Below are 21,597 nucleotides of genomic sequence, written 5' to 3'. Positions count from 1 at the left end.
TTGGCATCATTTCAGCTCTGTCAGCTTTTTGTGAAGTGGTGAAATGTTCACCCCTTGAGCTACGAACCCCGTGATGCCGGAGGGTTTGCTTTCCCAGATAATCCGGGCTGCGGATTCTGTCGGGAAACGTCCAAATATGCAAGCCCCGGTTCCGGTTAATCTTGCAGGTCCGAATTGTGCAAGCCACTCCAGGCTTTGATGAACCTCAGGATACAGTCTTCGAACTACATCCTCACAGTCGTTTCGGTACCTCGAGGCGTCTCCCTCAAAAGCGGGCGCTATTTTGATTCCGGGGGTATCCCTTGTCAACCCTTGCTCGGAAAAAATCTCTTTGGTGCTTATATCGCAAGGTGGTTTTATAACCAGAAACCAGTCTTCTGGTGGGTTGGCGTCGGTGAGTCGTTCGCCCACGCCTTCGCCCCAGGCTGCATGTCCGCGAACGAATACGGGCACATCGGCACCCAGGGACAGGCCCAGTTCAGCCAACTCGTCCAGGGAGCGGTTCAGGCCCCACAGGCGGTTCAGCCCCACCAGTGTGGTGGCGGCATTGGAGCTGCCACCACCCAGGCCACCGCCCATGGGCAACTGCTTGTCGACTGCAATACTGACACCGGGAGTCGTATGACCTGCGGTTGCCGCCAGTTGTCGCGCAGCACGGACAATCAGGTTTTCCTCGTCGGGCACCCCGGGCAGGGGTTGCTCAAGGACGATTCTGCCATCGGTGCGTGCGGTCAGGGTCAGGGTGTCGCCATAATTCAGAAACTGAAACAGGGTTTGCAGTTCATGGTAGCCATCCGGTCGACGCCCGAGAATATGCAGGAAGAGGTTCAGTTTTGCCGGGGAGGGCAGAACCAGGCTGTTCACTGGCTGTCTCCATCGGTCTGGTTCCAGCTGGTAACCACCACCCTCACGCGCTTCTCGCCCTTGACCGCCGTGATACGGGCGGGCAGATGAGGGTAGCCCTCTATGAATGCTTGCCAGCGGTCGTAGCGGATCTCCCAGCCCAGTTGGCGTATGACGGCCAGTTGACCCTTGTCGTCGAAGAACAGCCGGAAGTCCCCGTCAGGGCCGGGCAGGCCCCGTATCCACCAGGCCAGGCTGTCAACGGGGAGCAGCCAGCCGGTGGCGGCGTTGACCAGGGACTCCGGGTCGCCGGACTGGTAGCGCTCGCCGTTGGGAAGTGTGAGTTCGATGAACCCGGGAACGCCTTCAAGGGTAGTGCGGCCCATACCGAGGAACGATGATGACAGCGCCAGTTCGTACGTTTCCCGGTCCTGTTTCCAGTAGTTGATGACGGCGGTGCCGCTGTCCGAGGGCTGGCGAACGGCGAGTTTGCCGGTCAGTTCCCAGTGCTGAAGCTGGTCAAGTCGGGCACTGGTCTTGCTCCAGTCGGCCGGTGGCTGTTCAGTCAGGCCTTCAGGAAGTGGTTCAACTGTCAGTGAGCTACAGCCGCTCAGAACCAGGGCGGCGAACGTCAGCGCGATAACCGATAATTTCACAGGGACGGCTCCCCGGTCAGCCTTTCAACAGTTTCAGTCAGTATCGGGTGGTCCGGGTCCTGCTCGAAGCCTTCTCTCCAGATCGAGCGGGCCTGTTCCTGATTGCCGGTTTGCCAGAGCGCTTCGCCGTAATGAGCGGCTACTTCCGGGTCAGCGTAGGCCTCCCAGGCACGTGACAGATAGCTCAGTGACTCGTCGGTGTTGCCCTGCAGATACAGTACCCAGCCCATGCTATCGAGTATGGCAGGGTTCTCCGGATCGATGGCCAGGGCTCTCTCAATATAGTCCCTGGCTTCATCGAGTCGGTCCGTGCGGGTGGTAAGGATATAACCCAGCGCGTTGAGTGCCACGGCGTTGTCGGGCTGTTCCTCGATGATTGTTCTCAGATCGGCTTCGGCCTGCTCTGGCTTATCCATGGAGTCGAGCAGCATGGCACGGGCGTAGCGAATGCGGACATTGCCAGGGAAGGATTCCAGGGCTTCATTGGCCGCCTGAAGGGCTCGCTCGTCATGATCCCGATCCAGCAGGAGATTGATTTCCAGCAGGCGGAAATTCTCGTCCTGGTCGGGGTTGTTCTTGCGGATCTCGCGAATGTCGGCCAGGGCCTCATCCAGCTCTCCCTGTTCCGCCATCAGTTCGCTGGCACGGGCCAGGGCCGGGAAAAAGTAATTACCTTTCTCGACATTCCTGTAGTAGCCGATGGCCTGCTCGTTTTCGTTTTCCTCGTCGGCAATCCGGCCCAGGTAGTAGTGAGCCTCATCACTGTGGTGGCCTTGTTCGATCAGGCGTGTCAGTTCCTCCTCGGCCAGCGCGATCTGATCGTTTTCAAGCGCGACCAGGGCGTAGGAGAGCCGCAGGCCGGGAACGTCGGGGAAGCGGTTAACCAGCCGGCGGAATTCGTTCTGGGCGGTTTGCAGCTCACCTTCGCCGATCAGCATGCGGCCGTAGAGGGTTCCCATCTGGCGATTGTCGGGGAATTGTCGTGTATTCGCCCTCAGGTGATCCAGGGCCTGCTGTTTCTGGTTGGTCTGGTAGAGCAGGTCGCCCTTGAGTATCAGTGCTGGCTGGAAATCCGGCTTGCTGTCCAGAAGGGGTTCCAGTTTGGCGAGGGCTTGCTGGGGCTCGCCCGTCACCTTCAGTAGAAGGGCAATGCTGTATTGCAGTTCCGGGTTGTCAGGGTGGCGCTGCTCCAGTTGCTGGTATAAGTCGAGCAGTTCCTGCTGTTGTTCCGGCGGCAGGTTTCCGGCCATCGCGGCAAGGCTGTCAAAATCCGCGTCGCCGCCCAGATCCATGATCTTTTCCATGTGGCCCAGGGCGGTCTCCAGTTCGTTCTTCTTCACGGCCTGGATGGCGGAGATGCGATGTGCCTGCATGTTGTCCGGGGCTACCTCCAGCCACAGCGCCGCCAGTTTCTGCTGCGCGTTATCGGCGTTCAGTGACTGGGCAATGCGCATGGTCCGCTCAATCACGCCCAGATCGCGGGATTGCTGTGCCGCCTTCATGTAATTGACAAGGGTGACGTCGAATCGGCCCCGTTGGGCGGCTATCTCGCCGGAAAGCAGCAGGTACAGTTCTTCCGGTTCGAAATCGGCGTAACGGATGTCCGCTGACGGTTCCGCGGATGATGCAGTGGCGTCATCAGGCGACGAGGTGGATTGCGATTCCTGGTTGTCCTGGAGAAAAGCGCAGCCGGACAGGGAAAGCCCAAGCAGGCAGGTACCAAGCAGTAATGCAGACTTATGCATGCAACATCCCATGATCTGTGTACGATGCACCTGATCGGCCGGAGAAGGGTCTGGCGGCGGTCTCAGATGTGGCGTAGTGCGACAAGGCTCTATGATGGCACAAGCGCTTGATATTGCCCAACCTGTCAGCAGTTGCCGATATCACGATGGTTATGGGTGGCGACACTGGCTCCCGATCGTTAAAATGGCGGTATCGAACCGTCGTCAAAGATAAGGCAGTCTAACCCCGATATGGCACTGGTCACCCTCGGAATCAATCATCGCACCGCACCGGTAGAGTTGCGTGAGCGCGTCGCGTTCACGCCCGAGCGTATGGCCGAGGCGTTTGCCGAACTGCGTGCCACTTCCGGCGCCAGCGAGGCGGCGATCCTGTCTACCTGCAACCGCACCGAACTGTATCTGGCCGGAGATGACGACTGTGCCCCGGCGGTATTGCGGTGGTTGGCGGGGTTTCATGACATGGAGGCGGCAGACCTGGAAGACGTGCTCTACGTACATCGGGACTCAGACGCCGTGCGCCACATCATGCGGGTTGCGTCGGGGCTGGACTCCATGGTGCTTGGAGAGCCGCAAATTCTCGGCCAGCTCAAGGACGCCTATGCCCTCGCTCGCGAGCATGAGGCGAGCGGTGCGTTCCTGTCCCGTCTGTTCGAACATACGTTCTCCGTCGCCAAGCGGGTGCGCACGCAGACTGCTATTGGCGAAAACCCGGTGTCGGTGGCCTACGCTGCGGTCAGCATGGCGCACCACATCTTCGCGGATATGTCCCGCAATCGAGCCTTGCTGATTGGCGCCGGCAAAACCATTGAGCTGGTCGCGAGGCATCTGGCCGACGCTGGCGTGAAAAACTTCCTGGTCGCCAATCGTACCCTGGAACGTGCCCAGGCGCTGGCGGACTCCCGTGGCGGGCAGGGCATTATGCTCTCCGACATTCCAGAACACCTGGCAAACGTGGACATCATCATTTCCTCCACTGCCAGCCCGTTGCCTATCCTTGGCAAGGGCGCCGTGGAGCGTGCGCTTAAAAAGCGCAAGCATCGCCCCTATTTCATGGTGGATATCGCCGTTCCCAGGGATATCGAACCCGAGGTGGGTTCCCTGGCTGATGTCTATCTCTACACCGTTGACGACTTGCGGCAGGTTATCGAGGAGAACGTTCGTTCCCGAGAGGGCGCCGCGCGGGAAGCCGAGAACATGGTTGCTGATGGCGTACAGCAGTTCTTGAGCCAGCTACGGGCCCTGGATGCTGTCTCCACCCTCAAGCAGTTCCGTCAGCGGGCCGAAGCCCTGAGAGACGGGGAGACCGAAAAGGCCATTCGCGCCCTGCGTAATGGCGCAGACCCCGAAACCGTGATGCGAAGCATGGCCCGGGGGTTGACCAACAAATTACTGCACGAGCCGTCCATCCAGGTCCGCAAGGCCACCACGGAGGGCAGAACCGAAGTCACTCAATGGCTCAGAGAGCTGCATCAGCTTGATGTGCTGGATGCCGACGCGCCCATCACCCCGGAAAAACTATGAAGTCATCGATTCAGTCCCGCCTCGAGCAGCTTGTTGACCGCTTCGAGGAAGTCAGCGCGTTGCTGAGCGATCAGGGTACTATTGCCAACCAGGATAAATTCCGCGACCTGTCCCGGGAATTTGCCGAGATTGAACCCATCGTTTACTGCTTCCAGGCATGGCAGAAATCCCGTGACGATGTTAAGGAAGCCACTGAACTGGCCCGCGACGGTGACGCCGACATGCGAGCCATGGCGGAAGAGGAGTTGGGCCTGGCGGAACAGAAGAGCGAGGAACTGGACGAAGAGCTCCAGCGCCTGATGCTGCCCAAGGACCCCAACGATGGCAAGAACGTATTCCTGGAGGTTCGTGCCGGCACCGGGGGCGATGAGGCGGCGATTTTCGCCGGTGACCTGTTCAAGATGTACATGCGTTATGCCGAACGCCAGCGCTGGCAGGTTGAGGTTATCAGCGCCAACGATGGTGAGCACGGCGGTTACAAGGAAATCATTGCCCGCATTGCTGGTAGTGCGGTCTATGGGGCACTGAAGTTTGAATCCGGTGCCCACCGGGTACAGCGGGTGCCGGAGACCGAATCCCAGGGCCGAATTCACACCTCCGCCTGCACGGTAGCGGTGATGCCGGAGGCGGATGAAACCGAGGCCGTTGAAATCAACAAGTCCGACCTGCGGGTGGATACCTTCCGAGCTTCTGGCGCCGGCGGTCAGCACGTCAACAAGACTGATTCGGCGATTCGTATTACCCATATTCCCACGGGCATTGTTGTGGAGTGTCAGGAAGAACGTTCCCAGCACAAGAATCGGGCCAAAGCGATGAGTTTCCTGGCATCGCGCCTCCAGAATGAGGAAATTGAACGCCAGCAGAAAACCATGGCGGCCACCCGCAAGAGCCTGGTGGGCAGTGGCGATCGCTCAGAGCGAATCCGCACCTATAACTTCCCCCAGGGGCGGGTGACCGACCACCGCATCAACCTGACGCTGTACAAGCTGGATGAGGTTATCTCCGGTGATCTTGATGCCGTCATCATGCCTTTGCAGCAGGAACACCAGGCCGATCTGTTGGCCTCCCTGGCTGATGATTGACAAACCCCTGGCCTGTGAGGCGTTGCTGACAGAAGCTGCCGGGCTTATTGGCGGTGATTCTCCGCGCCTCGATGCTGAGCTACTACTGGGTTATGTGACGGGTTGGTCCCGAACCACTTTCCGGGCCTGGCCCGAGCGTGAGGTGGACGTGGCCCTGGTCGACCGCTTCAGAACCCTTGTGGAACGACGCTGTGAAGGCCACCCGATTGCACACCTGCTGGGTGAACAGGAATTCTGGTCACTCCCGCTGAAGGTCAATCCATCCACACTGATTCCCCGCCCGGATACTGAATGCCTGGTGGAGGCAGCGCTGGCGCTGGATTTACCGAGAAATGCCAATGTGCTGGATCTTGGTACCGGCACGGGTGCCATCGCACTGGCTTTGGCCAGCGAGCAACCCGGCTGGCGGGTTTCCGCCTGCGACGCCGTCCGGGAAGCAGTAGACCTGGCGACCGACAACGCCGACCAGTTGGGCCTGCCGGTGACGGTGCGACAAAGCAACTGGTTCGAGGATTTACCATCAGTTGCTTTTGATCTCATCGTTTCCAATCCACCGTACATCTCAGGGAATGATGTCCACCTGGGAGAGGGCGATGTGCGCTTCGAGCCGGCGTCGGCCCTGGTGGCCGGCGATGACGGCCTTGACGATATCCGGCGGATAACCGCCGAAGCCCCCGCTTGGCTCTCGCTTGGGGGCTGGTTGATACTGGAACACGGCTATGAACAGGGAGCGGCTGTGCGGCAGCTTTTTACCGATGCGGAATTGACCTGTGTGGAAACCCGCCAGGACTACGGCCGGCGTGACCGCTTCACCCTTGGGAGAAAACAAGATGCTGAACGATGAGGAACTGCTGCGCTACAGTCGCCAGATCCTGATGCCACGGTTTGATATCGCAGGCCAGGCCAAGCTCAAGTCCGCAAGAGTGCTGGTGGTCGGTGCTGGCGGTTTGGGTTGCCCAGTAGCGCTCTACCTCGGGGCCGCCGGGATTGGGCACCTCACTCTGGTCGACGACGACAGTGTAGAAGTCGCCAACCTACAGCGTCAGATCGCGTTCGAGCAGTCTGATCTCGGACAGTCCAAAGCTGGGCAATTGGCTGATCGTGTGCGGCGCATCAACCCGGAAGTGTCAGTAACGGCATTGACCGAACGACTGGAAGGGGACGAACTGGCTCATCAGGTAGAGTCTGCCAGCCTGGTCGTTGACTGCACCGACAACTTCAATACCCGTTTTGCCCTCAACCGAGCCTGCGTGTCTGCCGGCGTCCCGCTGGTGTCTGGTGCCGCCATCCGCGGGGAAGGGCAGTTGTCGGTTTATGACGTTCGCGACGACAGCAGCCCCTGCTATCACTGCCTTTACCCGGAGCAGGGCAACGAAGACCTCACCTGTTCAGAAGCCGGTGTTATCGGCCCCCTCGTTGGTATGATAGGCGCTTCCCAAGCCATGGAAGCCGTAAAAGTCATCACCGGCGTGGGCAAACCGTTGATAGGCCGTCTGCTCATTCTGGATGCCTGGCAAATGGAATGGCGGGAAATGAAACTCGCCAGAGATCCAGGTTGTCCTGTCTGCAAAAGCAGAGAGTCAGCATAAGGCCGGGTGGGGGGAGGTTCTGCCCAAACCGTGCGGAGCCATGGATGGCGGAGCCGAGCGTACACGGACGTATTCACAGCGTGTTTGGGCAGAACCTCCCCCCAGCCGGCCGTTTCCTCCCGACGCCGAAGCCAGCGCCTTAATTTTTCAGAGCCTGAAACTTTGAAATTGCCTCTTTCCTGCTTTCTTTCAGGTCAACGATAGGTCGTGGATACCCACCGGGAATCACACCACCGGCCCAGGGTTGGTGAATCCGTTTATTGTCCAGCTTTGCGATCTCGGGAACGTATTTGCGGATGAATTCGCCATCCGGATCAAACCGCTCACTCTGAGTGGCCGGATTGAATACCCGAAAATACGGCGCCGCATCGGTGCCGGTGGAGGCGCTCCACTGCCAGCCGCCGTTATTGGAGGCCAGGAAGCCGTCCACCAGTTTTGACATGAAATAGGCCTCACCCAGTCGCCAGTCGATGAACAGGTTTTTGGTGAGAAACATCGCCGTGATCATACGCAGCCGGTTGTGCATCCAGCCGGTCTGGTTCAGCTGGCGCATGGCGGCGTCGACAATGGGGATGCCGGTGTTGCCCGATTTCCAGGCTTCGAAGTTCTCGCCGGGTGTATTCCATTGCAGGGCCTCGGTCTCCGGTTTGAACGCCCGGTGCATACTAATCCTGGGGTAGTGGTAAAGGATATTGATGTAGAAATCCCGCCAGGCAATTTCATTGGTCCAGGTGGCCAGGCCTTCCTGGTTGCCTCCCATACCTTGCTGCTGGCGGGCGGCAATCAGGCACTGTTTGCCGGAAAGCACCCCGTTGGCCAGGTAAGGGGAGAGCAGGCTGGTACCATCTACGGATGGCAGGTCGCGCAGATCCTTATAGTCCCCGCCGTGGTCGTCGAGGAACTGTTCCAGTTGCTGGTGGGCGGCGTCCTCGCCCGTTTCAACAAGCCGGGGTGGTGGATTATCGAAGCATTTTGGCAGGCCTACATAATAAAGAGGCTTAACAGGCTCGCCGACGGGCTTGGGAACGGGAAAGAGGGTTGGCTGCGCCTCATCAACCCAGCTTCGCCACCGACGGGAAAACGGGGTGAACACGGAATAGGGCTCACCCTGTTGAGTAAGGATGGTGCCAACAGGCGCTACCGTCTGGTCCCGGTATTTATTCACCGCCACGCCAATATCATCAAGGGTGTGTTTTACGGCCTTGTCGCGGCGCCTTTCGTTAACTCCGTATTCCTCATTGAAATGCACATGCCGGATACTCTCGCGCCGGCAGAATTTTTCCAGTTTTTCAACGCTCTCGGCGAACGTGGTTGCGGTCATGAATGATAGGGGTATGCCTAATTTCGCCAGTTCTTCCGACAGCGCATTGGCGTGGTCCAGCACAAATTGAACCCGCGCCGGAGACCAATCATGCTCCTGCCACTGAGCCGGGGTTACGATAAAACAGGCCTGCACCGGTTGCTGTTGCTTGCAGGCTGCCGTAAGGGCAGCGTTGTCGGCAACGCGCAGGTCGTTTCGGAACCATACGAGCTGAGTCATTGAGCTTCCTGAGTTTGATGGCGGATCGACAGTTACGGATGGATATTCGCTGGAACGTGCTGATTGGATTATAGTTAATGGAAGAATTTATGGACAAAGGGCCGGAATGACGACGAGTCTGGACACACAGCGAACGATGCAGGATGGCCACTGGGCAACGCCTTACACATTGGAACCCGGGCAGACGCAATACCACGAACTCAGCCACACCCGAATCTGGATAACCCTGCTGGATCAGGAATGGCTGATCCGCTACCAGCGTATGCCCGAAGACGACAATCAGGAGCGTTGGCAGCAAAGGGTAACCCACACGCTACCCGATGCGGATCTGGAGGTTCATCGGTTCGTACGGCCGGATGATGGCAGTCAGGTTTGCTACCTGCCAGCGATGTCCAGCCTTGCTACGGTGATACGTCCCTATCAGCCGCTGACCATCCCCGCCGAGAGTGAGTGCACCATTTACGTGGGCACCCTCCTGTGGATGCGAATCCAGGCTGGAAGCAAAGGCACGCACCTGATGGAACTGCCGCTGGCAGATCCGTCGTTGACCTGGGTGGGAAGAACCACCATGGAAGGCGAGCTGTGCTACTCCGCCGCCACGTTTGCGCGCCTGGTGCTCGAAGCTGTGCCCAAACGTCCCTGGCGGGCGATTACCCCGGTGCGGATCGTCAATGAACGACAGGAACCGCTGTTGCTGGAGCGGTTCAATCTGCCCACCCCGTTGCTGTCCCTTCATCGCAATGACAAGGGGCAGCTATGGACACCGCGTGTGACGGTGACCTGCGAAACCGATATGAACTCAGCACGCCTGAAGATTGACCAGTCGCTTATTGCTGCTGCCGGGCAGTGCGAGCTTATTTCGCCGGCGCGGGAACAAACCTCCCGTGGCGGGTTGGTACGAGCCTACGACCGTATATTTGGCTGATATCATCGGCCAATTGTCGACATCGAATCCGTAAACGGAGTTACCTCCTTGATTGAGCAGTTTGAAAGCAGCCTGATGCAGTTTTTTGGTGCCATTGCCTGGGGCAAGTGGATCAGCACCCTGTTCCTGTTGATTCTTGGCATTGTGCTGGCTTCATTTGCGGCCCGTGGAGTTACCCGCTTCATGGAGGACCGTGCGTCACGGCACCACACGGTGATGTTGAGGCGGCTGGTTTTCTACATCGTGCTGGCCATATTCTTCGTCGCCGCCTTGCGTGAAGCCGGCTTCTCTCTCGACGTGGTGCTCGGTGCCGCCGGTATACTGACGGTTGCTATTGGTTTCGCCTCCCAGACGTCCGCCTCCAATATGATCAGCGGTCTGTTCCTGCTGGTGGAGAAGCCATTTGAAATAGGTAACTTTATTGAAGTGGAGAACACCATTGGCGAGGTGGTTTCCATTGATATGCTAAGTGTGAAGTTGCGCACGCCGGACAACCTGTATGTGCGTATTCCCAATGAAACCCTGATCAAGACCCGCGTGGTCAACCGCTCACGCTTTCCCATCCGTCGTATGGATCTGACGGTGGGCATTGCCTACGCCGAGGATGTGGAGCGGGTTGAAAAACTGCTTCTTGAGCTCGCGAGACAGAACAGTGCGAGTCTGGAAGAGCCGAAGGCATTTGTACTGGTCACCGGGTTTGGTCCATCCTCAGTGGACCTGCAGTTCTCGTTCTGGGTGCCCAGCAACAAAGTGTTGGAGGGTCGTAGCCAGATGATGGTGGCCATCAAGAAAACGCTTGATGAGGAGGGCGTTGAAATACCCTTCCCTCATACGAGCATTTATGCCGGAAGCCATTCCGAGCCCTTCCGGGTGGAGCTGCTTCGGCCGGAAACCACAACCAACAAGGGAGGCCCGGATGCCGACCAGAATGGATGATGCCTCGAAAGCCGGCCCGGTGCCGGACACAGACGGAAAGCTGGCATTGGGCTGGCGCGAGTGGGTTGCCCTGCCGGAGTTCGACATTTCCCGGATCAAGGCGAAAGTGGATACCGGTGCCCGCACCTCTTGTCTGCATACCTTCCGTACCGAACCCTACACAGAGAGCGGTCAGCGCCGGGTCCGCTTTTGGGTGCACCCGGTTCAGAACGATCTACATCACGTGGTGGAGTGCGATGCGGCGGTTCTGGATGAGCGCAACGTCTCGGACTCCGGTGGTCATAAAGAACTGCGCCTGGTGATCGAAACCCGGTTGGTGCTCGGCAACATCGAGTGGCCCATCGAAATGACATTGACCAATCGTGACTCCATGCGTTTCCGTATGCTGCTTGGTCGAACGGCAATGGCCAGGCGCGCCATTGTTCTTCCTGAATGTTCCTATCTTGCCGGCGAGCCGGCCCTAAGGACGAAAACATGAAAATTGCGATTCTGTCGCGTAACCGTCATCTCTACTCAACTCGTCGTCTGGTGGAGGAAGGGATCAATCGGGGCCACGAAGTGAAGGTGATCGATTGCCTGCACTGCTCCATGAACATCACGTCCGCGGACCCTCGCATTCACTACCACGAGGAAGTCCTGGAAGATTTCGATGTGGTGATCCCCCGTATTGGCGCGTCGGTGACCTTCTACGGGACGGCCGTGTTGCGGCAGTTCGAGATGATGGGCGTTTTCCCCGTCAATGAGTCCGTGGCCATTACCCGCTCTCGGGACAAGCTGCGTTCATTGCAGTTGCTGGCCCGAAAGGGCGTTGGCATGCCGGTGACCGGCTTCGCCAACAAGCCGGACAACGTGCCGGAACTGCTGCAGATGGTGGGCGGTGCTCCCGTCGTTATTAAACTGCTGCAGGGCACCCAGGGCATTGGCGTGGTGCTGGCCGAAACCCGCAAAGCGGCGGAAAGTGTCATTGAGGCTTTCATGGGCCTGAAAGCGGACATTCTCGTGCAGGAATTCATCAAGGAAGCCGGTGGCGCCGATATCCGCTGTTTCGTGATTGGTGACAAGGTGATTGCGGCGATGAAACGTCAGGGTGGGGAAGGAGAGTTCCGTTCCAACCTGCACCGGGGCGGTACTGCCTCTCTGGTGAGGATCACCCCCGAAGAGCGCAAAACGGCGATCACGGCTGCAAAATCCATGGGCCTGAACGTGGCCGGTGTGGATCTGCTGCGTTCCAGCCGCGGGCCCCTGGTTATGGAAGTGAACTCCTCACCGGGCCTGGAAGGTATTGAAAATGCCACCAGCAAGAACGTGGCCGGCATGATCATCAACTGGACCGAGAAAAACCAGAAGCCCTGGAAAACCCGCACCAAGGGGAGAGGCTGATATGGCTGCTCGGGCGCCGTTTGTTATCGCCGGTCACGAGGTCAAGGCCGGCACTCGACAGACTGTTGAGATTCCGGTTGCCAAACTATATACCCACACGCCACTGCATATTCCCGTTGAAGTGGTTCATGGGCGTCGAAGCGGGCCGGTACTGATGGTTTGCGGAGCGATACACGGGGATGAAATCAACGGTGTCGAGATTGTGCGCAGGGTGCTGACCAACTCCGCCCTGCGGCATTTGCGGGGGACGTTAGTGGCGGTTCCCATCGTGAATATTTTCGGGTTTGTCCAGCGCACCCGTTACCTTCCGGACCGCCGGGATTTGAACCGTTGCTTCCCGGGCAGCGAAACCGGCTCCCTCGGTGGTCGCATTGCCTACCTGTTGCGCACGCAGATCATGGAGAATGTCTCCCACATTATTGACCTGCATACGGGCGCCATACACCGGTTCAATTTGCCGCAGATTCGCGCGGAGCTCAAAAACCCGGAAACCATCCGTATGGCTGAGGCCTTTGGTGCGCCCATTATCATCAACGCCAGCCTGCGGGAGGGCAGCCTTCGCGCCTACGCTGATTCCCAGGATATTCCGGTGGTCACCTTCGAGGGCGGGGAGGCCCTGCGATTTGACGATGTGGTGATTTCCAGCGGCGTGAAAGGGGTCATCCGGGTGATGCGGGAACTGGAGATGATTCCCGCCAAGAAAGGCCCCAAGGCCCCGAGGAAACGCTCGGAAACGGCGGCAAACTCGCAGTGGGTGCGAACGGACACCGATGGCATCATGCGCCCGGTTGCCAGTCTTGGCCAGAAAGTCCGTAAAGGTCAGAGACTGGCCATGGTAGCCGACCCGTTCGGCGAGTCGGAAACCGCAGTGACATCACCCTGTTCCGGCATTGTTATTTGTGTGAATAACCTGCCGCTGGTAAACGAGGGCGAGGCGATCTACCACATTGCCCGATTTGACGAACTCAGCGAGGCGGAGAAGGCAATGGACTATTTCCGCAGCAGCTATGAAGGAGATGTGGGCGACGACGTGGTGCCCGTCCATCCCTGGGACGACCGGCAGAAATAGAAACGAGGTTGGACATGATCTGGGATCAGACCTTTATCGAACTGAAGCCCCAACCCAGGGGCTTTCACCTGGTAACCAATGAAATCCTGGCCCAGGCGCCGGCCCTGCAGAACTGTCAGGTGGGGCTTTTACACCTGTTTATCCAACACACGTCGGCCTCCCTGGCCATTAACGAGAACGCCGACCCGGACGTGCGCGGCGATCTGGAGCGCCATTTCAATGTGATGGTGCCCGAGAATGCGCCCCACTATGAGCACACCATGGAAGGCCCGGACGACATGCCGGCTCATATAAAAAGTGTTCTGGTCGGCCCCTCACTGACCATTCCCGTGAACGAAGGACACCTTGCCCTGGGCACCTGGCAGGGGATCTATCTGTGCGAACACCGGGACCGGGCCGGCGGTAGACGGGTCGTAGCAACTTTGCAGGGACGGTGGTAACCGCTTGCTGTCACATAAGAAAGTGGCTGGGTGTTCGCCCTTGTAAACCATGCATCACGGGCGCCTTTCTCTGTAGGCACCCTGAACGGGAGCTCAAAGTATGCAAATACTCGACCCTGAAATCGTCGCCGAAAACCTGCCCTGGAATGCGCTCGTCGACCAGTTGGAACGTGCTTTCGCTGGCGGCATCGTAACACCACCTCGCCACCATCATGCCGTTGAGCGTCAGGACGGGGAGGCTACGATGCTGCTGATGCCGGCGTGGGAAGATCAGGGTAAACAGCCGGGCTATCTTGGGGTGAAGATGGTGAACGTTTTCCCCCAGAATGCGAATCGCGGCATGCCCGCGATCAGCGGCGTTTACCTGCTGAGCGATGGCGCCACGGGCCAGCCCCTGGCCTGTATTGATGGTAGTGAGCTGACCCGTCGGCGCACTGCCGCGGCCTCCGCCCTGGCAGCCCGCTACCTGGCCCGCGAAGATGCCGAGACCCTGGTTGTCGTGGGCACTGGCAAGCTGGCGCCAATGTTGATTGAAGCCCATGCGTCGGTGCGGCCGATTCGCCGGGTCGTGGTGTATGGTCGCAACCTGAGCAAAGCTGAGGATCTGGCCCGGTCGTACTCGGGTTACCGTAAAGGGCAGGCGGCATTTGAGTCCGTTACCGCTACCGACAACCTGGCCTCGGTGGTTCCAGAGGCGGACATCGTCAGTGCGGCGACGCTCTCAACCCAGCCCATGATTCAGGGTGAATGGTTGAAACCCGGAACGCATCTGGATCTGGTTGGGGCATTCCGAAAGAATATGCGGGAGACCGACAGCGAATGCGTTGCTCGTTCTGATGTCTTTGTTGACTCTTATGCCGGCGCTAGAGGCGAAGCGGGAGATCTGCACTTTGCTGTGAACGATGGCGTTTTTGCCATGGACAAGATTCAGGCGGAGTTGTCTGAACTGGCAAGTGGTACCCATGCTGGCCGCAACGGTGATGATGCCATTACCCTGTTCAAATCCGTGGGTGTTTCGCTGGAAGATCTGGCTGCGGCGATCCTGGTTTGGGAGAACTACTCGAGTTCCAGTAAACAGGGTAAAGCCTGATCACACGGTTTTTGTCGTGCAATATGGGTGGATCTCCACCCATTACCTTCCTGGAAATGGGTGGAATGTTACCCGCTACTGCTTGATCTGCCCCGGCTTTATTAATGAAATATTTGTAAGATCAATTAGTTGCCGTATCTGGCCTGCTAGTTGCTGTTGTTCGTTGCTGTAAGTGTCCAACCGGAACCTGCTGGGCTCCGTTCTAGCACCCAACAAACACAACGAAACGGGAGCATTCTCTATGAAAACCCAATCCGTCTTTGCCATGGCATTTGTCTCAACGTTTGCCGCCACCAGTCCCGCCATTGCTCAGGACCGGTCTGATTGGCCGGATAACTTCACGGTCGGTACCGCAAGTCAGGGGGGAACCTACTTTGCGTATGGGTCCGGATGGGCAAACTTTGTCGCCGAGAACCTGGGCGTATCCGGTGGTGCTGAAATTACCGGTGGTCCGATGCAGAATATGGCGCTGGTTCATACTGGCGATCTGAAGTTCGGGCTGACCACCATGGGGCCGGCGCAGGAGTCCATCGACGGTAACAGCCCACTGGCACCGGGCATGAAAATGGACAATGTGTGCGCGATGTTTCCCATGTATGAAACGCCGTTTTCCGTCACCGCACTTTCCAGTTCCGGCATTACGTCTATCTCTGATATTCCCGATGGCGCCACCATCGGATTCGGGCCGGCCGGCTCCACATCCGACACCTATTTCCCCCGCATCATGGAAACCCTGGGCGTCAATTTTGAACGCCGCAACGGTAGCTGGTCTGACTTGGGCGGGCAGTTGCAGGATGGTCTGATTGACGTGGTGGCCTTTGCCGCCGGTATTCCTATCCCGGCCGTCAGCCAGTTGGAAGTGCAGACCGATGTGACCATCATCGGCATGACGGATGAAGAGGCCAAGAAGGTGACTGCGAATTTCCCGGTATCGGAATTCACCATTCCAGCCAGCACCTACCAGTCCCTGAATGAGCCGTCCCGCGTGGTCTCCATGTGGAACTTCGCCATGGTCAACTGCGACATGCCGGAGAGCTTTGTGTATGAAATTACCAAGCTGACCATGGAGAACAACGACAAGATGGTGTCCATCCACAAGGCCGCCAAAAACTCCATTCCGGAAAACTACACGAAGAACAACGTCTTGCCCTGGCATCCTGGCGCAGCTCGTTGGTTCAACGAAAACGGCTACACGATCGAAGACAGCAAGATCAATCAGTAACCATCGTGTGCTCAGGAGGGTCGCGGTGGTGGCCCTCCTGAGCAAAGCCGGCGAACCGCCGGCCCCGTTTCCCCGTGAGCAGGGTCTATCATGACTGACAAGCAACACCCCGAAGAACACCCGGTGAACGACATTGGCGATGACCACGTCCTGGCCCACGATGTCGATGAAGAGCCGGTTGAGGCCAATCGCCGCCTGTTTGAAGGCGGTATGCTGAAACTCGTGACGTTACTGGCCATCGCCTACTCGTCGTTTCATCTTTACAGCTTGAACATTGCGCCGCTGGAAACCTGGTCTTTCCGGATTGTCCACATTGCGGGGGCCCTGGTGTTGGGCTTCATCCTGTTTGCCGGTGCCCGTTTTGTCTCCGCCGAAGACGGTCCCGCACGCCATCGCTGGACAACATGGATTGGTGCCGTGGCTCTGGTGCCGGCCCTATACGCGCTGTACCAGACATTTTCATTCCACCAGATGATCCTGGATGGCACCCAGAGAGTTCCAGTTGACCTCGAAACCTGGCATTTCGGCTGGCCGCTGTTGGCCGCCAGTGCGATCGGTATCGTGATGAGCTGGTTTCACCAGCGCGAGCGCTCCCGCTTCAGTGTGCCGGATCTGGTGCTGATTGTGTGTTCGGTGGCGGTCGCTGCCTATTTTCTGGTGGTTTATAACACCTCCATGCGCATGTCCACGGGCACCTCGTTTGCGCCGGTCGGCATTTCATTCGCGGCCATTGCCGGCACAGCCCTGATCATGGAGCTGACTCGCCGGGTGGCAGGTCTGGCTCTGGTCATTATCGGGCTGGTCTTCCTGGTATATGTCTTCCTTGGGCCCTACCTGCCTGGCTTCCTGGGTTATCCTGGTTTATCGGTTCAGCGCTTCTTCAGTCAGGTGTATACCGACGCTGGTATCCTCGGCCCGACCACCGCCGTGTCGTCGACCTATATCATCCTGTTTATCGTCTTCGCCGCCTTCCTGCAGGCGTCAAAAGTGGGCGATTATTTCGTGAACTTCGCCTTCGCCGCGGCGGGTCGCACCCGGGGTGGCCCGGCCAAGGTGTCGATTTTTGCCTCCGGCCTGATGGGTATGATCAACGGAACCAGCGCTGGCAACGTGGTCTCCACCGGCTCCTTGACCATTCCGCTGATGAAAAAGGTGGGTTACAGCAAACGGTCGGCAGGGGCCGTGGAAGCGGCAGCCTCTACCGGTGGGCAAATCATGCCACCGATTATGGGGGCGGGCGCCTTCATCATGGCTGAGATTACCGGCATTCCTTATACCGAGATTGCCATTGCGGCGATCATCCCGGCCATCCTTTACTTCGCCTCGGTCTATTTCATGGTGGACTTTGAGGCGGCGAAGACCGGCATGCGTGGCATGCGCGAGGATGAGTTGCCCAAGCTCAAGACCATGGTGAAGCAGTGCTACCTGTTTGTGCCCATTATTATTCTGATTGTGGCGCTCTTCATGGGCTACTCAGTGATCCGGGCCGGTACGCTTGCCACCGTGTCTGCCGCAGTTGTCAGTTGGTTCTCGCCCAACAAAATGGGCATACGGAAGATCCTTGAGGCGCTGGAAATTGCGTCGTACATGGCCATCCAGATCATTGTGGTATGTGCGGCGGCCGGTGTGATTGTGGGCGTCATTTCCCTGACCGGTGTTGGAGCGCGGTTTTCCGTGTTGCTGCTGGACGTGGCCGAGGCCAGCCAATTGCTGGCGCTGATCTTCGCCATGTTCATCTCGATCCTGTTGGGTATGGGCATGCCAACTACCGCCGCATACGCAGTTGCCGCGTCGGTGGTCGCCCCGGGCCTGGTTCAGTTGGGCATCGAGCCGCTTACAGCACACTTCTTCGTGTTCTATTTTGCGGTGGTGTCAGCCATTACCCCGCCGGTTGCACTGGCCTCCTATGCGGCTGCCGGGATTTCGGGCGCCAATGCGATGGAGACCTCCGTGGCCTCGTTCCGAATTGGTATTGCAGCGTTCATCGTGCCATTCATGTTTTTCTACAACGGCGCCTTGCTGATGGATGCCGGCTGGTTTGATATCGCCCGAGCACTGATCACCGCTCTGTTCGGAGTGTATATGCTGTCCGGTGGTGTGCTGGGCTGGTTTGCACGGGCCTCCGCCGGTGTGATCACCCGTCTTCTGCTGATCGGTGCGGCGTTGCTGATGATCGAAGGCGGTTTATGGACAGACCTCAGCGGTATTGCTCTGGCGGTGGTTGCGTTCCTGGCGCAGCGTCAGAGCAAACTGCGTCCGGCGAGCACCTGAACAGCAGCGGCTGGAGTGTCCGGGCCAGGGCGGTCGAGTTGAAACTCGATTGCCCTGGCCCGGACAGGGCTATACTCTAGCGGCTTTCAACGGTTTTTCAGGAACCGGAGTGTATGTCCTACCGGATTATCGCGTTTCTTGTTTTTCTGGTGACTCTGGCCTTCTCATGGATGTTGGGTGGCTGGTATGGCTACCGGCAGGTTGAACAGGAGAGCGTGGAAGAGTCGTTTCGTTATCGCCAACTTGTGGCCAATGAGCTTAACCGGTATGTGCCCATCCCCGAGTTGATGGCCGAGCATCCGTTGTTGGCAGAAGCCCTGGCATCACCGGGTGACCCAGGTACACTTCTGCGGGCTAACGACCAGATGCAGCGAATGGCGACCATCGTCGGCAGTTCGGATGTCTATCTTATGGATGCCTCCGGAACCACTATTGCGGCTAACAACTATCTGCGCAGGGACAGCTTTGTGGGCCGCAACTTTGATTTCAGGCCCTATTTTCAGGACGCCATGGCGAGCGGGGATTCCGCCATCTATTTTGCCCTGGGCGTCACCTCCGATGTCCGCGGGCTGTATTTCTCCCATCCTGTCCGTGATGACAGCGGCGAGATTCTGGGTGTTATCGCCATGAAAGTGCTGGTGCATGAACTGGAATCACAGTGGCGTCGCCCCGCCTCATTGAGGGATTCGGAAATGGTCGTGTTGGACGACGCTGGCATCAGTTTCCTGTCCAGCAAGAGCGAGTGGCTGTACCGGAACTTTACCGGTGACAGCGGCGGCGCTCCCAGTGAGCAGTCTCGCCAGCGTTACCCTGACCGTGAGCTTTCGCCGATTGATTTCGACAGCCTGGGATCACCCTGGGGGCTTTCCGACAGGGCAGGGACCATGCGTATCCACAACGATGGAGAAAGCCGCGAATACCTCAGGGTGCTTACACCCCTGCCACGCCTGGACTGGACGCTTCAGGTGATGGTCAGTACCCGCACTGTGCTGTGGAGTCGGCTCGGGTTTGCGGCGGTGGGCGTGGCGATTTTCGTGGTCGGCTTGCTCGCCTCGCTGTATTTGCGGGAACGCTATCGGCGGGAGGCTGAACTGGCACACAGGGGAGAGCAGCTTGAGCTCAGCGTCGCCAGCAGAACGGCGGAGCTTGAGCGTTCCAACCAGCAACTTCTGGATGAAATCCGCGAGCGGGAGAAAACCCGCGATGAGCTCCGGGAAACCCAGCATGAGTTGATCCAGGCAGCCAAGCTTGCCGTGCTTGGTCAGATGTCTGCAGGCCTGAACCATGAAATTAACCAGCCGCTCACGGCGATTCAGACCTATGCCCGCAACAGTCGTCGGTTCCTTGAGAAAGGGGCGACGGAGACGGTGGATGCCAACCTTTCAGAGATCATCACCCTGTGTGACAAAATGGCGGAGCTTACCCGCCAGTTCAAGGTGTTTGCCCGCAAATCGGAAGGGCCACCGGCACTGGTTGATTTGCGGCAATCGGTCGACGGTGCCCTAAAGATAATGGCGGCGCAGGAGAGCCGATCCGATATCTCCATTCAATGGCACCGCCCGGAACAACCGGTACAGTGCCATGGAGATCTGATCCGGATCGAACAGGTTATGGTGAACCTGGTGGCGAACGCTATTCAGGCAGTCGAAAGCAGCGAACGGCCGGAGATCACCATTGATGTGGAAGAAGATGACGGGCATTGGTATTGCCTTGTGCGGGATAACGGTTCCGGCCTGCCGGGCAGTACGGAGCGGATCTTCGAGCCTTTTTTCACCACCAAATCGGTAAAGCAGGGGCTCGGGCTGGGCCTTTCGATATCCCGGCAGATCGTGGACGCGCTGGGCGGCAGCCTGACGGGGCGTAACCGGAGCGACGGACCGGGCGCGGAGTTCGTATTGACACTCAGAAAGCGGGAGGCCACCGAATGACAGACGCATCGGTAATTTTTGTGGACGATGACCCGCACATCCGCCAGGCCATCGCGCAAACCCTTACCCTGGAAGACCTTTCCATTGCGTGTTTCGAGGACGCGCGGTCTGGTCTTGAGAGCATCTCACAGGACTATGAGGGCGTCGTGCTATGTGACTACAACATGCCGGGAATGGATGGCCTGGAAATGCTCGACAGGATTCGCGCCATGGATGAAACCATCCCGGTGATCATCCTGACCGGGCAGGGCGATATCAGCACGGCCGTCACCGCGATGCAGCAGGGCGCCTATGATTTCATCGAAAAACCCTTTGATCACGACGAGCTTCTGGAGCTGCTTCGCCATGCATTGGAAAAGCGCCACCTCGCGCTGGAAAACCGGCGGCTGAAGGCCCAGCTGAAGCATCTGGCCCGGCCAGGCCCCCGAATCCTGGGGGATTCAGCCGGTATGCAGAAAGTGATGGCGACCATCGACCCGGTACTGGATATCTCCGCCAATATCCTGTTGCACGGTGAGACCGGTTCGGGGAAGGATGCCTTGGCCCGCTATATCCACGAGAACAGCCCCCGAAGCGCTCACAACTTCGTTGCTATCAACTGTGGTGCTGTGCCCGAGAATCTGATCGAGAGCGAGCTTTTCGGTCACGAAGCCGGTGCCTTTACCGGTGCGGAAAAGCGCCGCATCGGAAAAATCGAGTATGCGCACAAGGGCACTCTGTTCCTGGATGAGCTGGAAAGCATGCCCATGGCCCTGCAGGTAAAGCTGCTGAGGGTGCTCGAAGAACAGCGTGTGGAGCGCCTGGGCAGCAATCAGGTGCAGAATGTGGATGTTCGCATTATCGCCGCCACCAAGGCTGACTTGAAGCAGCTCAGCGACGAAGGCGAGTTCCGTGCTGACCTGTACTACCGGCTGAACGTGGTGAAGCTGGATATTCCGCCACTGCGTGAACGCAAGGACGATATTCCCGTACTGTTTCACCATTTTGTGCTGATTGCGGCAGCCCGCTACGACCGCGAAAGCATCCCGCTGGATGCCAGCCAGGCCGCGCGTCTGATGCAGCATAGCTGGCCGGGGAATGTGCGGGAGTTAAGGAACCTGGCCGAGCGCTACGTTCTGCTGGGGCCAGCGGCGTTGGACGAAAACGATTCCTCCGTCACCGCCAATGTGTCCGGGCGCCAGACTCTGTCCGAGATGATGGACGACTTTGAACGTTCCGCCGTCGTCAGTGCGCTCAATGCCTGCCATGGCAGCATTAAGGACACCATGGTCCAGCTAGGCATTGCCCGTAAGACGCTGTACGACAAAATGAAGAAGTACGGGCTGGACAAGTCTCAGTTCCGGGATTGACCCTAAAGGCA

The 21,597-nt window shown here is 58.4% G+C and carries 19 protein-coding genes; 15 read left to right on the top strand and 4 right to left on the bottom strand.

The features are described from left to right. Positions 1–6: 6 nt before the first annotated feature. Genes ispE through JJO78_RS06810 form a run of 3 tightly spaced genes read right to left on the bottom strand, consistent with a single transcriptional unit; the run spans position 7 to position 3,244 of the window. On the bottom strand, positions 7–864 hold the full coding sequence (gene ispE / locus JJO78_RS06820; protein ID WP_075196008.1) for a 4-(cytidine 5'-diphospho)-2-C-methyl-D-erythritol kinase: 858 nt from the start codon (positions 862–864) through the stop codon (positions 7–9). Next, complete coding sequence (lolB, locus tag JJO78_RS06815; protein ID WP_075196007.1) at positions 861–1,499, bottom strand: lipoprotein insertase outer membrane protein LolB; 639 nt, start codon at positions 1,497–1,499, stop codon at positions 861–863. The genes ispE and lolB overlap by 4 nt, the downstream gene beginning before the upstream one ends. Continuing rightward, positions 1,496–3,244: a tetratricopeptide repeat protein gene (locus tag JJO78_RS06810; protein WP_075196006.1), complete on the bottom strand. Its 1,749-nt coding sequence runs from the start codon at positions 3,242–3,244 to the stop codon at positions 1,496–1,498. The genes lolB and JJO78_RS06810 overlap by 4 nt, the downstream gene beginning before the upstream one ends. A gap of 231 nt (positions 3,245–3,475) precedes the next feature. On the opposite strand from JJO78_RS06810, the gene hemA reads away from it, so the two are divergent. Genes hemA through JJO78_RS06790 form a run of 4 tightly spaced genes read left to right on the top strand, consistent with a single transcriptional unit; the run spans position 3,476 to position 7,436 of the window. After that, complete coding sequence (gene hemA, locus JJO78_RS06805) at positions 3,476–4,765, top strand: glutamyl-tRNA reductase (protein ID WP_007155284.1); 1,290 nt, start codon at positions 3,476–3,478, stop codon at positions 4,763–4,765. Continuing rightward, positions 4,762–5,847 (top strand): peptide chain release factor 1, encoded by a 1,086-nt coding sequence (gene prfA / locus JJO78_RS06800; RefSeq protein ID WP_075196005.1) that lies wholly within the window; start codon positions 4,762–4,764, stop codon positions 5,845–5,847. Before hemA ends, prfA begins: the two co-directional genes overlap by 4 nt. Beyond that, positions 5,840–6,691 carry a peptide chain release factor N(5)-glutamine methyltransferase gene (gene prmC, locus JJO78_RS06795; protein ID WP_151981633.1) on the top strand — a complete coding sequence of 284 codons (852 nt, stop codon included), beginning with the start codon at positions 5,840–5,842 and terminating at the stop codon, positions 6,689–6,691. Before prfA ends, prmC begins: the two co-directional genes overlap by 8 nt. Continuing rightward, positions 6,678–7,436 (top strand): HesA/MoeB/ThiF family protein, encoded by a 759-nt coding sequence (locus JJO78_RS06790; RefSeq protein WP_151981631.1) that lies wholly within the window; start codon positions 6,678–6,680, stop codon positions 7,434–7,436. The genes prmC and JJO78_RS06790 overlap by 14 nt, the downstream gene beginning before the upstream one ends. Positions 7,437–7,575: 139 nt before the next feature. Here JJO78_RS06790 and phrB read toward each other — a convergent pair whose 3' ends face one another. Further along, a complete protein-coding gene (gene phrB, locus JJO78_RS06785) occupies positions 7,576–8,976 on the bottom strand; it encodes a deoxyribodipyrimidine photo-lyase (RefSeq protein ID WP_075196002.1) in 1,401 nt (466 codons plus the stop codon). A gap of 106 nt (positions 8,977–9,082) precedes the next feature. Between phrB and JJO78_RS06780 the strand changes: the two genes are divergently transcribed. From JJO78_RS06780 to JJO78_RS06730, 11 genes are all read left to right on the top strand, one after another. Continuing rightward, a complete protein-coding gene (locus tag JJO78_RS06780) occupies positions 9,083–9,901 on the top strand; it encodes a hypothetical protein (protein WP_036204032.1) in 819 nt (272 codons plus the stop codon). A gap of 75 nt (positions 9,902–9,976) precedes the next feature. Further along, on the top strand, positions 9,977–10,837 hold the full coding sequence (locus JJO78_RS06775) for a mechanosensitive ion channel family protein (RefSeq protein WP_041336562.1): 861 nt from the start codon (positions 9,977–9,979) through the stop codon (positions 10,835–10,837). Next, positions 10,830–11,315, top strand: a complete 486-nt coding sequence (locus JJO78_RS06770; RefSeq protein ID WP_087148985.1) for an ATP-dependent zinc protease family protein — start codon at positions 10,830–10,832, stop codon at positions 11,313–11,315. Before JJO78_RS06775 ends, JJO78_RS06770 begins: the two co-directional genes overlap by 8 nt. Beyond that, entirely contained in the window at positions 11,312–12,217 is a 906-nt protein-coding gene (rimK, locus tag JJO78_RS06765) for a 30S ribosomal protein S6--L-glutamate ligase (RefSeq protein ID WP_036204038.1), read from the top strand. The genes JJO78_RS06770 and rimK overlap by 4 nt, the downstream gene beginning before the upstream one ends. Position 12,218: 1 nt before the next feature. Continuing rightward, on the top strand, positions 12,219–13,286 hold the full coding sequence (locus JJO78_RS06760) for a succinylglutamate desuccinylase/aspartoacylase family protein (protein WP_036204041.1): 1,068 nt from the start codon (positions 12,219–12,221) through the stop codon (positions 13,284–13,286). 14 nt (positions 13,287–13,300) lie between these two features. Further along, positions 13,301–13,726, top strand: a complete 426-nt coding sequence (locus JJO78_RS06755; RefSeq protein ID WP_075196001.1) for a secondary thiamine-phosphate synthase enzyme YjbQ — start codon at positions 13,301–13,303, stop codon at positions 13,724–13,726. A 100-nt stretch (positions 13,727–13,826) separates the two neighbouring features. Further along, on the top strand, positions 13,827–14,816 hold the full coding sequence (locus JJO78_RS06750; protein WP_075196000.1) for an ornithine cyclodeaminase family protein: 990 nt from the start codon (positions 13,827–13,829) through the stop codon (positions 14,814–14,816). Between the two features lie 241 nt (positions 14,817–15,057). Continuing rightward, entirely contained in the window at positions 15,058–16,038 is a 981-nt protein-coding gene (locus JJO78_RS06745; RefSeq protein WP_036204049.1) for a TAXI family TRAP transporter solute-binding subunit, read from the top strand. 90 nt (positions 16,039–16,128) lie between these two features. Next, complete coding sequence (locus JJO78_RS06740; RefSeq protein WP_075195999.1) at positions 16,129–18,309, top strand: TRAP transporter permease; 2,181 nt, start codon at positions 16,129–16,131, stop codon at positions 18,307–18,309. A 113-nt stretch (positions 18,310–18,422) separates the two neighbouring features. After that, positions 18,423–20,237, top strand: a complete 1,815-nt coding sequence (locus JJO78_RS06735; protein ID WP_075195998.1) for a sensor histidine kinase — start codon at positions 18,423–18,425, stop codon at positions 20,235–20,237. Next, the gene (locus JJO78_RS06730; protein ID WP_075195997.1) at positions 20,234–21,586 is read left to right on the top strand and encodes a sigma-54-dependent transcriptional regulator; all 1,353 of its coding nucleotides are present in this window, start codon (positions 20,234–20,236) and stop codon (positions 21,584–21,586) included. The genes JJO78_RS06735 and JJO78_RS06730 overlap by 4 nt, the downstream gene beginning before the upstream one ends. Positions 21,587–21,597: the final 11 nt, after the last annotated feature.

Origin of the sequence: Marinobacter sp. DS40M6 (assembly GCF_028581595.1) — a bacterium.
Lineage (GTDB): Bacteria > Pseudomonadota > Gammaproteobacteria > Pseudomonadales > Oleiphilaceae > Marinobacter > Marinobacter salarius.
The sequence above is the reverse complement of the archived record's forward strand: the minus strand, read 5'-3'. Positions and strand labels throughout refer to the sequence as shown.

Excerpts from the sequence above, each read along its gene's own strand:
- JJO78_RS06810 (WP_075196006.1), bottom strand. The coding sequence starts at position 3,244 with ATGCATAAGTCTGCATTACTGCTTGGTACCTGCCTGCTTGGGCTTTCC.
- hemA (WP_007155284.1), top strand. The coding sequence starts at position 3,476 with ATGGCACTGGTCACCCTCGGAATCAATCATCGCACCGCACCGGTAGAG.
- prfA (WP_075196005.1), top strand. The coding sequence starts at position 4,762 with ATGAAGTCATCGATTCAGTCCCGCCTCGAGCAGCTTGTTGACCGCTTC.
- prmC (WP_151981633.1), top strand. The coding sequence starts at position 5,840 with ATGATTGACAAACCCCTGGCCTGTGAGGCGTTGCTGACAGAAGCTGCC.
- JJO78_RS06790 (WP_151981631.1), top strand. The coding sequence starts at position 6,678 with ATGCTGAACGATGAGGAACTGCTGCGCTACAGTCGCCAGATCCTGATG.
- phrB (WP_075196002.1), bottom strand. The coding sequence starts at position 8,976 with ATGACTCAGCTCGTATGGTTCCGAAACGACCTGCGCGTTGCCGACAAC.
- JJO78_RS06780 (WP_036204032.1), top strand. The coding sequence starts at position 9,083 with ATGACGACGAGTCTGGACACACAGCGAACGATGCAGGATGGCCACTGG.
- JJO78_RS06775 (WP_041336562.1), top strand. The coding sequence starts at position 9,977 with ATGCAGTTTTTTGGTGCCATTGCCTGGGGCAAGTGGATCAGCACCCTG.
- JJO78_RS06770 (WP_087148985.1), top strand. The coding sequence starts at position 10,830 with ATGGATGATGCCTCGAAAGCCGGCCCGGTGCCGGACACAGACGGAAAG.
- rimK (WP_036204038.1), top strand. The coding sequence starts at position 11,312 with ATGAAAATTGCGATTCTGTCGCGTAACCGTCATCTCTACTCAACTCGT.
- JJO78_RS06760 (WP_036204041.1), top strand. The coding sequence starts at position 12,219 with ATGGCTGCTCGGGCGCCGTTTGTTATCGCCGGTCACGAGGTCAAGGCC.
- JJO78_RS06755 (WP_075196001.1), top strand. The coding sequence starts at position 13,301 with ATGATCTGGGATCAGACCTTTATCGAACTGAAGCCCCAACCCAGGGGC.
- JJO78_RS06750 (WP_075196000.1), top strand. The coding sequence starts at position 13,827 with ATGCAAATACTCGACCCTGAAATCGTCGCCGAAAACCTGCCCTGGAAT.
- JJO78_RS06745 (WP_036204049.1), top strand. The coding sequence starts at position 15,058 with ATGAAAACCCAATCCGTCTTTGCCATGGCATTTGTCTCAACGTTTGCC.
- JJO78_RS06740 (WP_075195999.1), top strand. The coding sequence starts at position 16,129 with ATGACTGACAAGCAACACCCCGAAGAACACCCGGTGAACGACATTGGC.
- JJO78_RS06735 (WP_075195998.1), top strand. The coding sequence starts at position 18,423 with ATGTCCTACCGGATTATCGCGTTTCTTGTTTTTCTGGTGACTCTGGCC.
- JJO78_RS06730 (WP_075195997.1), top strand. The coding sequence starts at position 20,234 with ATGACAGACGCATCGGTAATTTTTGTGGACGATGACCCGCACATCCGC.